This is a genomic window from Streptomyces sp. ERV7 (assembly GCF_001653515.1).
In the GTDB taxonomy this organism is placed as follows: Bacteria; Actinomycetota; Actinomycetes; order Streptomycetales; family Streptomycetaceae; genus Streptomyces.
In genome coordinates, this window is sequence record NZ_LYOY01000001.1 from 604075 (window position 1) to 616613 (window position 12539).

The 12539-nt window shown below is 73.2% G+C and carries 11 protein-coding genes; 2 read left to right on the forward strand and 9 right to left on the reverse strand.

The features are described from left to right. Positions 1 to 2853 (forward strand): NHLP bacteriocin export ABC transporter permease/ATPase subunit, encoded by a 2853-nt coding sequence (locus tag A8W25_RS02665; RefSeq protein WP_067156643.1) that lies wholly within the window; start codon positions 1 to 3, stop codon positions 2851 to 2853. Positions 2854 to 2871: 18 nt separating this feature from the next. Here the strand turns inward: A8W25_RS02665 and A8W25_RS02670 are convergent, their stop codons facing one another. From A8W25_RS02670 to A8W25_RS02705, 8 genes are all read right to left on the reverse strand, one after another. Then, a complete protein-coding gene (locus A8W25_RS02670; RefSeq protein WP_067155089.1) occupies positions 2872 to 3348 on the reverse strand; it encodes a DUF3574 domain-containing protein in 477 nt (158 codons plus the stop codon). Between the two features lie 86 nt (positions 3349 to 3434). After that, entirely contained in the window at positions 3435 to 4493 is a 1059-nt protein-coding gene (locus A8W25_RS33785) for a DNA-binding protein (protein ID WP_158942373.1), read from the reverse strand. Next, complete coding sequence (locus A8W25_RS02680; RefSeq protein ID WP_067155091.1) at positions 4490 to 5704, reverse strand: MAB_1171c family putative transporter; 1215 nt, start codon at positions 5702 to 5704, stop codon at positions 4490 to 4492. The genes A8W25_RS33785 and A8W25_RS02680 overlap by 4 nt, the downstream gene beginning before the upstream one ends. A 10-nt stretch (positions 5705 to 5714) precedes the next feature. After that, entirely contained in the window at positions 5715 to 6185 is a 471-nt protein-coding gene (locus A8W25_RS02685; RefSeq protein ID WP_067155094.1) for a hypothetical protein, read from the reverse strand. A 183-nt stretch (positions 6186 to 6368) separates the two neighbouring features. Then, positions 6369 to 7556, reverse strand: a complete 1188-nt coding sequence (locus tag A8W25_RS02690) for an XdhC family protein (protein ID WP_067155096.1) — start codon at positions 7554 to 7556, stop codon at positions 6369 to 6371. Next, positions 7549 to 9696 (reverse strand): xanthine dehydrogenase family protein molybdopterin-binding subunit, encoded by a 2148-nt coding sequence (locus A8W25_RS02695; RefSeq protein ID WP_067155099.1) that lies wholly within the window; start codon positions 9694 to 9696, stop codon positions 7549 to 7551. The genes A8W25_RS02690 and A8W25_RS02695 overlap by 8 nt, the downstream gene beginning before the upstream one ends. Beyond that, positions 9693 to 10685 carry an FAD binding domain-containing protein gene (locus A8W25_RS02700; protein ID WP_067155102.1) on the reverse strand — a complete coding sequence of 331 codons (993 nt, stop codon included), beginning with the start codon at positions 10683 to 10685 and terminating at the stop codon, positions 9693 to 9695. The genes A8W25_RS02695 and A8W25_RS02700 overlap by 4 nt, the downstream gene beginning before the upstream one ends. Beyond that, positions 10682 to 11245, reverse strand: coding sequence for a 2Fe-2S iron-sulfur cluster-binding protein (locus A8W25_RS02705; RefSeq protein WP_067155105.1), 564 nt, complete (start codon positions 11243 to 11245; stop codon positions 10682 to 10684). The genes A8W25_RS02700 and A8W25_RS02705 overlap by 4 nt, the downstream gene beginning before the upstream one ends. 246 nt (positions 11246 to 11491) lie before the next feature. On the opposite strand from A8W25_RS02705, the gene A8W25_RS02710 reads away from it, so the two are divergent. Beyond that, positions 11492 to 12103, forward strand: coding sequence for a TetR/AcrR family transcriptional regulator (locus tag A8W25_RS02710; RefSeq protein WP_067155108.1), 612 nt, complete (start codon positions 11492 to 11494; stop codon positions 12101 to 12103). Here A8W25_RS02710 and A8W25_RS02715 read toward each other — a convergent pair. After that, positions 12087 to 12506: a secondary thiamine-phosphate synthase enzyme YjbQ gene (locus tag A8W25_RS02715; RefSeq protein ID WP_067155111.1), complete on the reverse strand. Its 420-nt coding sequence runs from the start codon at positions 12504 to 12506 to the stop codon at positions 12087 to 12089. The genes A8W25_RS02710 and A8W25_RS02715 overlap by 17 nt on opposite strands. Positions 12507 to 12539: the final 33 nt, after the last annotated feature.

The window sequence follows — 12539 nt, forward strand, 5'->3', positions numbered from 1 at the left end:
ATGTCCGTACCCGGTCTCGCCGAGCCCGCCCCGGTCCACGACCCGGTCCTGGCCGCGCTCGGCGGCCTCGGCCAGGAGGTCGACTGCACGGGGCTGCGCGGCTTCTCCCTGGAGGGGCCGCAGGTGCTGTGGCTGGTGGTGGGCGGCGCCCTCGACCTGTTCGCGGTGGACGCGGCGGCCCAGGGCCACTGGCACTTCCTCGGCCGTCTGGAGCCCGGCACACTGCTGCTCGGCCCGGTCGAGGGCCCCCAGCACACCCTCGTCGGCAGGCCGTTGCGCGAGTGTGTGCTGCGCCGGATCCCGCTGCGGGAGCTGTACCGGACCGCGTACGCGGACGCGGTGGCGTACGAAGGCGGATACGGCAGCCACTACGACACCGGGGACACGGCCCTCAGCCTCCTGGAGCACGCCTTCTCGCTCGGCGTCGGGCGCGGCCAGCGCGTGCTGTTCGAGGCTCCGCTGGACGGCCGGACGACGGTCGAGGAGCCGGTGGCCGACGACGACGTCCTGTGGCTGCCGGTCTCCCCCGGCAGCGTCCAGTACGGCGCCGCGTTCAGCGCCGAGGCGGCCGGCGACCTGCTGGTCGACGGGGCGCTGTGGCAGGGCATGGTCAACCGGCAGCACCGCCTGCTGTCCGCCCTCGACCGCTGGATCGAGCGCATGGAGCGCGCGCACGAGGACCGCACCGCGGCCGGCATCAAGGCGGGCGAGGCCGTCCGCGACGAGGCCGACCGGGCCCTGCTGACCTCCATCGGCCGCCCCGGCAAGGCCCCTTCGCGTACGGCCGGGGCGGGCGACGACGTCACGTACGCGGTGTGCTCCCTCGTCGCCCGCGCCGCCGGGATCACCCTCACGGAGCCCTCCAGGAGCGGCGCGGTCAGCGAGCGGATCGACCCCGTCGAGCAGGTGGCGGTCGCCTCCCGGATCCGGAGCCGCCCGGTGCGGCTCGACGGGAGCTGGTGGCGCGAGAACGCGGGCCCCCTGGTGGGCCGCAGGGCGGCGAGCGGAACGCCGGTCGCCCTGCTGTGGCGGCGCGGCGGGTACGAGGCGGTGAACCCGGCGACCGGGCGGCGCACCCGGGTCGGCGAGACCAACGCCGAGGAGTTCGAGCAGCGGGCCGTCATGTTCTACCGGCCGCTGCCCGAGACACCGCTGAGCAAGTGGGGGCTGCTGCGGTTCGGGCTCCGCGGCACCCGCGCCGATCTGCGCAACCTGGTCCTGGCCGGGCTCGTCACGGTCGGGCTCGGCGCGCTGGTCCCGCTCGCCACCGGCCAGGTGCTCGGGGTGTACGTGCCCGGGGCGCAGACGAGCCTGATCGCCCAGGTGTCGCTGTCGATCATCGTCAGCGGTGTCGTCGCGGCCGCCTTCTCGCTGCTGCAGAACCTGACGCTGCTGCGGATGGAGGGGCGCATCGAGAGCACGCTCCAACCCGCCGTGTGGGACCGGCTGCTGAGGCTGCCGACGAAGTTCTTCACCGAGCGCTCCACCGGCGAGCTGGCGAGCGCGGCCATGGGCGTGAGCGCCATCCGCCGGGTGCTGTCCGGTCTGACCCCGGTGGTGGTCCAGGCGGGCACGGTCGGCGTGGTGAACCTGGTACTGCTGCTCTGCTTCAGCGTGCCGCTCGCCCTGACGGCGCTAGGGATGCTCGCCGTGATCGCGGCGGTGTTCCTCGCGCTCGGCGTCTGGGAGCTGCGGTGGCAGCGCCGTCTGGTCGAACTCGGCAACAAGCTCAACAACCAGGCGTTCCAGACCCTGCGCGGACTGCCCAAGCTGCGGGTCGCGGCGGCGGAGAGCTTCGCGTACGGGGCGTGGGCGCGGGAGTTCGCCCGCAGCCGGGAACTCCAGCAGCGGGCGGACCGCATCAAGAACCTGACGACGGTGCTCAACGCCGTCTATCTGCCGCTGTGTTCCCTGGTGATGTTCATGCTGCTCGCGGGCCCGGCCCGGGGGTCGCTGACGGCCGGTGCCTTCCTGACCTTCAACACCGCGGTGACCATGCTGCTGACCTCGGTCACCCAGCTCACCGGGGCGTTCCTGTCGGCCGCCGCCGCGCTGCCGATGTTCGAGCAGATCAGGCCGGTGCTCGACGAGGCACCCGAGGTGCCCGGCTCCGGCAGCCGGCCGGGCGCGCTGTCCGGCGAGATCGAGGCCCGCGGCCTGTCCTTCCGCTACGGCGACGACGGCCCGCTGGTCCTGGACGAGGTGTCCCTGAAGGTGCGGCCCGGCGAGTTCGTGGCGATCGTCGGCCCCAGCGGCTGCGGCAAGTCGACCCTGCTGAGGCTGCTGATCGGCTTCGACCGGCCGGTCGCGGGGAGCGTCCTGTACGACGGGCAGGACCTGGCGGCGCTCGACCGGGCGGCCGTGCGCCGCCAGTGCGGCGTGGTCCTCCAGCACGCGCAGCCGCTCAGCGGGTCGATCCTGGAGTGCGTCTGCGGCGCCGAGGCGTTCACCCAGGAGGAGGTGTGGGAGGCGGCCCGGATGGCGGGGCTCGCCGAGGACATCCAGCGGATGCCGATGGGCCTGCACACCATGATCGCCAATGGCGGCGCCGTCTCCGGCGGTCAGCGCCAGCGGCTGATGATCGCCCAGGCCCTGGTCCGGCGCCCCCGGATCCTCTTCTTCGACGAGGCGACCAGCGCGCTCGACAACGAGACCCAGCGCGTGGTCATCGAGAGCACCCGCACCCTGGACGCCACGCGTGTGGTGATCGCCCACCGGCTCTCCACGGTGCTGGACGCGGACCGCGTGATCGTGATGTCCGAGGGCCGCGTCGTCCAGCAGGGGCCGCCCTCCGAGCTCCTGGCGGACACGGGCGGACGGCTCCACGAGCTGGTACGGCGGCAGTTGCGGTAACAGGGTGGGGAACGGTCGTCAGAAACTGGCCTGCACACGGACATCGGCGCGGCCGACCGACTCCAGCTCGTACATCGTGCAGTACAGCTTGCGGATGTACTCGATGTCGCGGTCCCGGCCGCGGGCCTCCTTGACGGGATACAGCACCGTCAGCTCGTACGAGCGCTCGCGGTTGATGTCGCCGTCCTTGTCGCGCCACTGGCCGCGGCCCTCCTGGAGGGTGAGGCCGGAGGGGAAGCGCGGGGTGACCACCTCGGCGACGAACTTCATGAACTCCTCGTCGGTGATGGGCGGTTTGCCCTGGTGGCGGCCCGTGCCGAAGTAGAGGTGCGTGGAGATGTACGGGCTGCCGTGCCCTTCGTTGCTCTGCGCGGTCGCGGCGGCGGGAGCGGACGTCCCGTAGGCGGCCTCGGACACCGCTCCTCCGGTGGTGAAGAGGAGCGCGACCGCCACGAGGGCGGCGGCCGCGGGCGTCGAAATCCGAATGTGCAGCATGCGGGTCCTGTCTGTCGACGGGCGGTGGGGGCGGTTCTCGGAACGGGTGGTTCACGGAACGGGGTGGTGCTCGGAACGGGCCGTTCTCAGGCGCGGTGGTTCCGGGGGATCAGGGGGTGCCGGCCGCCGGCGCGGGCGGGCAGCGACTCCAGCAGGAAGCCGGCCGCGTCCCTGGTGTTCGCCGGAGCGCCGGGGCTCGCGAGCAGCCGGACGGCCGTGGCGCCGAGCGTCTCGGTGGTGCGTACGGAGCCGATCCCGGCGGCCCGGGGTGCGACGTCCGCGATCAGTTGCTCCGCCTCGCGCCAGGCCCGCGCCCGTACCAGCGCCGACAGGAGCTCGGCGGTGAACAGATGGCGATAGGACGGGCCGGGCGCGGTGGCCGCCTCGTACAGCAGGGGGACGGCCCGGCTCCAGGCGCGCAGCCGGGACAGCACCCAGCCCTCGTGGCCGAGCAGTTCGGTGCGGTCGATCCACCAGGCCCACGGCGGGTCGTCCGGGGAGGCGCCGTCGAGAAACCGGCTGCGGGCGCGGGAGATCAGGGCCACGGCGTCCCGGTCGCCGCCCAGCACGGCGGTCGCGTGTGCCCGGCGTACCAGGACCAGGCTGTCCACCAGGGCGGGCAGGGGCCGGGGCCCGGCCACCCGGGAGGCGGTCTCCAGTGCGGCCCGGGGGCGGCCGGTGTGGGTCTCCAGCATGCTGTGGTTGAGCAGCGTCAGCCGGGCCGTGCCCCGGTCGCCGCAGAGCTCCGCGAGGGCGAGGGCCCGCGCGTTCATGCGGCGTGCCCGGCGGTAGTGGCCCGCGTCGAAGAGGATCCAGCCGATCACCTCGCTCAACTCGGCGAGGGCGGAGAGCAGATCGCGGTCGAGGGCGCCCAGGCGGGCGGGGTCGGCCGACAGCTGCGGCAGGCGGCGCAGCAGCTCGCGCACGGCGGGCACGGCGGCCGTGGCGCCGCGCGAGGCGTCGAGGGCGACGAGGTCCTCGACGGCGGCGAGGGCCGCGGGGATCAGGGCGGAGGGGTCCACGGGATCCAGGGTGCCGGGCTCCGCCGGGTCCGGGGTGCCCGGCCCGCCCCGGAGCGGGGTGCCCGGCTCCTCCGCGCACGCCTCCTCACGGGCCGACGGGGCCCGGGCCGTTCGCCCGGTCATGAGGTGACCTGGGCCTCGGAGCGCCGGGGGCGGCCCTGGGCGAGCGCGGTGAAGGAGGAGGCCACCTCGGTCAGCCACTCCACCTCGTCGCGGAAGTCCTCGTACGGCGGCCGTGCGGGGATGTCGGACGCGTCGGCCTGCTCGGCCCGCTCCTCGGGCGGACGGCTCAGGACGGCCCGCACCTGGAGCGCCTCGCCCATCGGGGAGGTGGGGTCCTCGGGCAGGTCGAGGGAGCGGGCCTCGCGGGCGAAGTCCGCGAGGGAGAGCGAGGTGCGCAGGGTCAGCTGGCCGTCGCGGATCTCGATGACGCGCCGGTAGAGGCTGTAGTGGGGGTCGCGGGGCGGGATGAGGTCGCGCGGCCAGGACCGGGGCGGGTCGAGCGCGATGTCCGGAGAGGCCTGGTACAGCGCCCACCACAGCGGCCTCAGCCGCAGATACGAACGGTAGCTGCGCAGCCAGCCGAACGCGCGGGTGATGTGGATCCCCCACGACGGGATGGTCCAGCCGGTGATCTGGAGCAGGGCGCCGACACTGCCGCACGACCACTGCACGGGATCGAGGGCGGAGCCGTCGAAGTGCAGCCGGGTTCCGGCGATCTGGATGCTGCGCGTGACGCAGTAGACCAGGATCAGACTCGCGCCGAGCGTCACCGTCCGCATACCGACCTTGAGCCATTGCCGGTTGGCCATCTTGGTGAACCGCAGCGAAAGCCGTACGGTCTCGAATTGACCGATGGCGCAAATCACCAGATAGAACGACATGTACAGCGCGTATTCACCGTGCTGAATACTGAGCAGGATCGTCGAGGTGGCCGTTTTGGACTTTGTCACGGGGCCGACGGCGATGGACGCGGCCACCAGCACACAGAGCGCGGCCCCGAAGAACAGCACGCGGCGCCGGGCCCTGAGCCGGGCCTCCTCGGGCGGACACGACCAGTACACCAGGACGACCTGCTGCGCCGCGGTGAGCACGACCACCGCCACCTGCACGATGAGCGAGGTGACGTTGGGGCGTCCGAAGAGGGCCGAGATGTGCACCCGCAGGGCGTCCAGATCGACCAGGAAGCTGATGCCGGAGCAGAGGAAATAGGTGCAGAGCGCCCACAGGGCGATGTCGTGCTTTCTGCGCAGCAGATCCGGCAGCCGGTACGCGAACGCCGCGAGGCCGCCGATGGCGCAGGCCCACGCCAGAAATCCATAGACAGTGTTCATCTGTTGTCATTCATCCGTTGTCCGGCTTCCCCACACCGTTCTCGATACGGGCGACGACCTCCGCGGCCTCCTCCGGGACGCCCCAGGCGGGTTCGAGCCATCGCTTGGTGGCCCTGGCCAGGATCAACGAGGCCATCGTCTCGGCCTCCTGCTCCTCGTCGTCGCTGTAGCGCGAGCGCATCAGCATGCTCTGGACGACCCCGGGTTCGACGTCCGCGAACAGCTGTCCCGCCTCACTGCGGTCGAAATTCACCGAGCCACGATGCTGGAAGGCGATATGCGCCAGCTCATGGGCGATGATGTGTTCCTTGTGTGACTGCGATGCGGCCTTCTCGTAGGCGATGACGTCGAAGTCGTCCATTTTCAGCCAAAGACCGAAGAGATGGCGCTCGGGGAACGGCATCGGAATCAGATGGATCGGCCGCCGGTTCTGCACGCTGAGATAGCGGTGCAGTTCCTCGATGCCGCAGCCGTGCTCCATGCCCCACTCCGCGAGCAGCGCCTCACAGGTATGACGGACCTTTTTGAGGCGGCGCCTGCGCCGACGGTCCTCCGGTGACGGTAACGCTGAGTCAGGCAGCACGGAATTGACCTCACTGATTCAACGAGCCCGTGATTCAGGGCCCCTGATCCCCGCGGACAATGCGGCCATGATGCCATACGCTCAACTGGCGAAAGATTGACGTGAGTTCCATTCGGCCCGGTGGGACAGAATCGTGCCGGTGCCCCTTTCGTCCGGGTCATGGTGAATGGGTGTACGTGAGCCCGTGAGCGGAACTCCCGTCCCTCCGCGCCGCGCGGCGACGATCTCGGCCGCGATGGAGAGCGCGGTCTCCTCGGGCGTACGGGCACCGAGGTCGAGGCCGATCGGCGAGTGCAGCCGGGCCCGTTCGTGCTCGGTGAGGCCGATCTCGCGCAGTCGGCGGTCGCGGTCCTCGTGGGTGCGGCGCGAGCCCATCGCGCCGACGAAGGCGACGGGCAGCCGCAGGGCCGTCTCCAGCAGGGGGATGTCGAACTTGGCGTCGTGGGTCAGCACGCACAGCACCGTGCGCCCGTCGGTCTCCGTCCCCCGCAGATACCGGTGCGGCCAGTCGACCACGACCTCGTCCGCCTCCGGGAAGCGCTCCCGGGTGGCGAAGACGGGGCGCGCGTCGCAGACGGTCACGCGGTAGCCGAGGAACGTGCCCGTACGGACCAGGGCCGCCGCGAAGTCCACGGCGCCGAAGACGATCATGCGGGGTGGCGGCACGCTCGACTCCACGAACACGGTCGGCCCGTCCGTCCCGCAGCGCTCCCCGCTCTCCGTCAGGACGAACTCCCCGGTGCGCCCCGCGTCCAGCAGGGCGCGGGCCTCGGCCGCCGCCGCCCGGTCGAGGCCGGGAAGCCCGCCGAGGCCGCCTTCGTACGAACCGTCGGGGTGGACGAGCAGCGCCCGGCCCAGCCGTCCGGGCGTACCCGCGACCACCCGGGCCAGGGCGGTGGCCCCGCCCCGGGCGGCGGCCGCGAGCGCCGCCGCGACCACCGCCCGGTCCGGCGCGTCCGCACGCACCGGTGCGACCAGCACCTCGACGACCCCGCCACAGGTCAGCCCGACCGCGAAGGCGTCCTCGTCGCTGTAGCCGAAGCGCTCACGCACCGCCTCGCCATCCTGGAGCGCCTGGACGCAGAGGTCGTAGACCGCCGCCTCCACACAGCCGCCCGAGACCGAGCCGACGGCGGTGCCGTCGCCGTCCACGGCGAGCGCGGCACCCGGGCCGCGCGGCGCGCTGCCGCCCACGGCCACCACGGTGGCCACGGCGAAGTCGCGGCCCTCCCGCGCCCACCGGTCCAGCTCCTCGGCGATGTCAAGCACGACGGCTCCCGTCCGGCCCGGTCCCGGTCCCGGCCAGCAGGACGCGGTCGGGGCGGATCGGGAGATCGCGGTGGCGGACGCCGGTCGCGTGCCAGACCGCGTTGGCGACGGCCGCCGCGGCCCCCACGATCCCGATCTCCCCGATGCCCTTGATCCCGACCGGGTCGGACTCGTCCGGGTCGTCCACCCAGCCCGCCTCGATCCGCGGCACATCGGCGTGCGCGGCGAAGTGGTAGCCCGCGAGGTCCGGCCCGACATGGGCGCCCGAGGCCCGGTCGCGGACCGCCTCCTCGTGCAGCGCCATGGAGATGCCCCAGGTCATCCCGCCGATGAACTGGCTGCGTGCGGTGAGCGGGTTGACGATCCGGCCCGCCGCGAAGATGCCGAGCATCCGCCGCACCCGGACCTCGCCGCTGGCGGGGTCCACGGCGACCTCCGCGAACTGCGCCCCGTACGAGTGCCGTTCCTTCTCCGGCAGCGCGGCGATCGCGGCGGAGGTGTCCGACCGCGCCGTGACGCCCTCGGGCGGGATCTCGCCGCCGAGCGCCAACTGTTCGCGCAGCGCGGCCGCGGCGGCCATGATCGCCCAGGCCCAGGAGCGGGTGCCCGTCGAGCCGCCGGCGATCATCGCGGGCCCGAAGTCGCTGTCCCCGATCCGCACCCGGACGCGGCCGGACTCGACCTCCAGGGCGTCCGCCGCGATCAGCGCCAGCGCGGTGCGCGCGCCCGTCCCGATGTCGGCCGCGGAGATCCGTACGGTGAACGTGCCGTCCGCCTCGGCCGTCACGGCCGCGGTCGAGGGCATGGCTCCCGCCGGGAAGGTGGCCGCCGCCGTGCCGGTGCCGAGGAGCCAGCGCCCTTCGCGGCGCACTCCCGGACGCGGGTCGCGCTCCGCCCAGCCGAACCGGCGGGCGCCCTCCGCGAAGCAGGCGAGCAGACCGCGGCCGGCGAACGGCAGCCCGGAGACCGGCCCGGCGGTGGGTTCGTTGCGGGCCCGCAGCGCGATCGGGTCGATGCCGCACCGCTCGGCGAGCTCGTCGAGCGCGGACTCCACGGCGAACGAGCCGGGGGCCTCGCCGGGCGCGCGCATCCAGGTCGGGGTGGGCACGTCGAGCCGGACGAGCCGGTTGGCGGTGCGGTGCGCGTCGGCGTCGTACATCACCCGGCCGAACCCGGCGCTTGCCTCGACGAACTCATGGACGGTCGAGGTGGCGTTCTGGGCCTCGTGCCCGAAGGCGCGCAGCCGTCCGTCGGCGTCGGCGCCGAGCCTGACCCGGTGGGCGGTGGGGCTGCGGTAGCCGATCAGCGAGAACATCTGACGGCGGGTCAGGACGACGCGGACCGGGCGGTGGAGCACGGTCGCCGCCATCGCGGCGGCCACCTGGTGGGGGCGCACGCCCTTGGAGCCGAAGCCGCCGCCGACGTGCTCGGACAGTACGCGTACGGAAGCCGGGTCGAGGGAGAAGAGTTTGGCGAGCTCGTCGGCCACCCACTTGCTGCCCTGGTTGGAGTCGTGGACCTCCAGGCGGCCGCCGTCCCAGCGGACCGTCGCCGCGTGCGGCTCCATCGGGTGGTGGTGTTCTTCGGGCGTGCTGTAGCGCGCGTCCACCACGACGGCGGACGCGGCGAGTTCGCGCTCCAGGTCCCCCTTGTCCGTCTCCATGGTCTCGCGCGGCTCCGGGGTGTACGTACCGTCCCGGTCCGGGGAGAACTCGACGTCGTGCGGCTCCGTCTCGTACCGCACGACCAGCGCCTCGGCGGCCTCCCTCGCCTGCTCGGAGGTCTCGGCGACGACCAGCGCCACCGGCCAGCCCGCGCACGGCACCCGGTCGTTCTGGAAGAGCCCGACGATCGGGTCGGGCCGCCCCAGCAGGCCCACATAGCCGGCATCCACGCGCGGGGCGTTGCCGTGGTGCAGCACGGCGAGGACGCCCGGCATGGCGAGGACCGGGGCGCTCTCCACCGAGCGGACGCTGCCGCGCGCCACGGTGGACACCACGAGCCAGCCGTGGGCGAGGTCGGCGAAGGGGATCTCCCCGGCGTAGCGGGCCGCCCCGGTGACCTTGTCGCGGCCCTCCAGACGGGTGTGGGCGGTGCCCACCGCGCCGGTGAGCCGGGTGGGTCCGGTGGTCGTGGTCATCGGGCGGCCTCCTCGGCGAGTTCGGTGAGCACGGCCACGACGAGATTGCGCGTCAGCGTCACCTTGTATCCGTTGTGGGGCAGCGCCTTCGCCGCCGCGAGCTCCGCGTCGGCCGCGGCGGCGAAGGCGTCGGCGCTCGCCACTCCCCCGGTCAGCGCCCGCTCGGCGGCACGGGCCCGCCACGGCCGGGAGGCGACCGCCCCGAAGGCCAGGCGCACGTCGTGGACGACGCCGTCGCGTACGTCGAGGGCGGCGGCGATCGAGCCGATCGCGAACGCGTACGAGGCGCGCTCGCGCACCTTGCGGTAGCGCGAGTGGGCGGCGACCGGCGCCGGCGGCAGCGTCACCGCCGTGATCAGCGCGCCCGGCGGCAGCGCGGTCTCCCGGTGCGGGGTGTCGCCGACCGGCCGATAGAACGCCTCCAGCGGCAACTCGCCCGGCCCGTCGGCCGTTTCGTAGGAGACGACCGCGTCGAAGGCGGTGAGCGCCACCCCCATGTCCGAGGGGTGTACGGCCACGCAGTGTGCGGAGGCGCCGAGGATCGCGTGGTTGTGGTGCTCGCCCTCGACGGCCGCGCAGCCGCTGCCGGGGACGCGTTTGTTGCAGGGGGCGGCGAGGTCGGTGAAGTATCCGCAGCGGGTGCGCTGGAGGAGGTTGCCGCCGACGGTGGCCATGTTGCGCAGCTGGCCCGAGGCGCCGGCCAGGACCGCCTGCGCCAACGCCGGGTAGCGGCGCCGCACTTCGGGGTGGGCGGCGAGGTCGCTGTTGGTGACGGTCGCGCCGATGCGCAGCCCGCCGCCCTCGGTCCCCTCGATCCGGTCGAGGGGCAGTTCACGTACGTCCACGAGGAGCGCGGGCCGCTCCACGCCGGACTTCATCAGGTCGACGAGATTGGTGCCGCCGCCGAGGAAGCGCGCCTCGGGGTCGGCGCCGAGCAGCGCCACCGCGCCGGCGACGTCGACCGCGCGCCGATAGCCGAACTCCCTCATGCCGCCGCCTCCGTCCCGGCCGAGCCGCCCCGGGCTGCCTCGGCCGCCCGCGCCACCGCTTCGACGATGGACACATAGGCGCCACAGCGGCACAGGTTGCCGCTCATGCGCTCGCGGATCTCCTCGGCGGTCAGCTCCGCCGCCCCGGCCTCCGGTCGCACATCGGCCGTCACGGCGCTCGGCCAGCCCGCCGCGTGCTCCTCGATCACGGCGAGGGCCGAACAGATCTGCCCCGGAGTGCAGTAGCCGCACTGGTAGCCGTCCAGGTCGAGGAAGGCCTGCTGTACGGGATGGAGCCGCTCGCCGTCCGCCACGCCCTCGATGGTGGTGATCTCGCGCCCCTCGGCGGCCACCGCGAGCTGGAGGCAGGAGACCGCGCGACGCCCGTCGACCAGTACGGTGCACGCGCCGCACTGGCCCTGGTCGCACCCCTTCTTGGTGCCGGTCAGATCGAGGCGCTCACGCAGGGCGTCGAGCAGGGTGGTGCGGTGGTCGACGGGCAGCGTGTACTTCTCGCCGTTGATGTTCAGGGTGATGGCGCTGGACGTCGATGGGGTCATGAGCAGCCTTCTCTCGCGTGGGTGATGCGAAGCGCCGTCCATCGGGAACCTGCGGCACGCGGCGGGCGAGAGGCCGGTCGGGCATGCTCCGGCCGTCCACTCCGGCCGCGGCTGCCGCTATGGTGGACCTAAACGGACAGTTGTCCGTTAGCTTCAGAACCTAACGGACAGCTGTCCGTTTAACAAGAGCACGAATCCGCCGGGATCCCGCTCCGGCCGGTGCCCGCGCATGCGGAAGGAGGACGGGTGCAGCCGAAGAAGGACGCGCCGCCGCGCAAGGACACCCCGTTGCGCTCGGACGCGCAGCGCAACCGCGAGCGCATCCTGGAGGTGGCGCTCGCCGAGCTGACCCGCTCGGCCGACGCCCCGCTGAGCGCGATAGCCAAGAAGGCGGGGGTCGGGCAGGGGACGTTCTACCGCCACTTCCCCAACCGCGAGGCCCTCGTCCTGGAGGTCTACCGGTACGAGGTCCAGCAGGTCGCCGACACCGCCGCCCAGCTCCTCGCGACCCGCACCCCGGACCGGGCGCTGCGCGAGTGGATGGACCGTCTCGCCCAATACGCGATGGCCAAGGCCGGACTGGCCGAGGCGATGCGCAAGGCCACCGCCCGGGGCACGCTGACCGGGCTCGGCCACGGGCCGGTGACGGCGGCCGTCACGCTGCTCCTGAACGCGAACGAGGAGGCCGGCACCATCCGGCCGGGGGTGACCCCCGACGACTTCGTCCTCGCCATCGCCGGACTCTGGCAGCTCGACCCGCACGGCGACTGGCAGGCCCGCGCAGGACGCCTCCTCGACCTCGTCATGGACGGACTGCGGGCGGGGGCGCCGGGAAGCTCCGCTAGCCGAGGAAGCTGAGCCGCACCTGCCGGTCGGGGTTGTCCTTGTTCGTGTCGACCAGACACACCGACTGCCAGGTCCCCAGCTCCAGCCGCCCGGCGACGACCGGCAGCGTCGCGTGCGGGGGCACCAGCGCGGGCAGCACATGGTCGCGCCCGTGGCCGGAGCTGCCGTGGCGGTGCTGCCAGCGGTCGTCCGCCGGAAGCAGCGTGTGCAGTGCGGCGAGCAGGTCGTCGTCGCTGCCGGCGCCGGTCTCGATGACCGCGATCCCGGCCGTGGCGTGCGGCACGAAGATGTTCAGGAGGCCGTCGCCGCCGCCGGACGCCTCGCGGAGGAACCGCTCGCACTCCCTGGTCAGATCGGTGACGGTCTCGGTCGTTCCGGTGGCGAGGCGCAGTACGCGCGTGGTGAAGACGGACATGGCTCCATCCTGGCGCCCGTCCGGCCGGATCGC

Bases quoted from the DNA above. Each gene is read 5' to 3' on its own strand.
- A8W25_RS33785 (WP_158942373.1), bottom strand. From the start codon at position 4,493: ATGACCGGGCGAACGGCCCGGGCCCCGTCGGCCCGTGAGGAGGCGTGC.
- A8W25_RS02685 (WP_067155094.1), bottom strand. From the start codon at position 6,185: ATGGAGCACGGCTGCGGCATCGAGGAACTGCACCGCTATCTCAGCGTG.
- A8W25_RS02700 (WP_067155102.1), bottom strand. From the start codon at position 10,685: ATGAGGGAGTTCGGCTATCGGCGCGCGGTCGACGTCGCCGGCGCGGTG.
- A8W25_RS02680 (WP_067155091.1), bottom strand. From the start codon at position 5,704: ATGAACACTGTCTATGGATTTCTGGCGTGGGCCTGCGCCATCGGCGGC.
- A8W25_RS02695 (WP_067155099.1), bottom strand. From the start codon at position 9,696: ATGACCACGACCACCGGACCCACCCGGCTCACCGGCGCGGTGGGCACC.
- A8W25_RS02715 (WP_067155111.1), bottom strand. From the start codon at position 12,506: ATGTCCGTCTTCACCACGCGCGTACTGCGCCTCGCCACCGGAACGACC.
- A8W25_RS02665 (WP_067156643.1), top strand. From the start codon at position 1: ATGTCCGTACCCGGTCTCGCCGAGCCCGCCCCGGTCCACGACCCGGTC.
- A8W25_RS02705 (WP_067155105.1), bottom strand. From the start codon at position 11,245: ATGACCCCATCGACGTCCAGCGCCATCACCCTGAACATCAACGGCGAG.
- A8W25_RS02670 (WP_067155089.1), bottom strand. From the start codon at position 3,348: ATGCTGCACATTCGGATTTCGACGCCCGCGGCCGCCGCCCTCGTGGCG.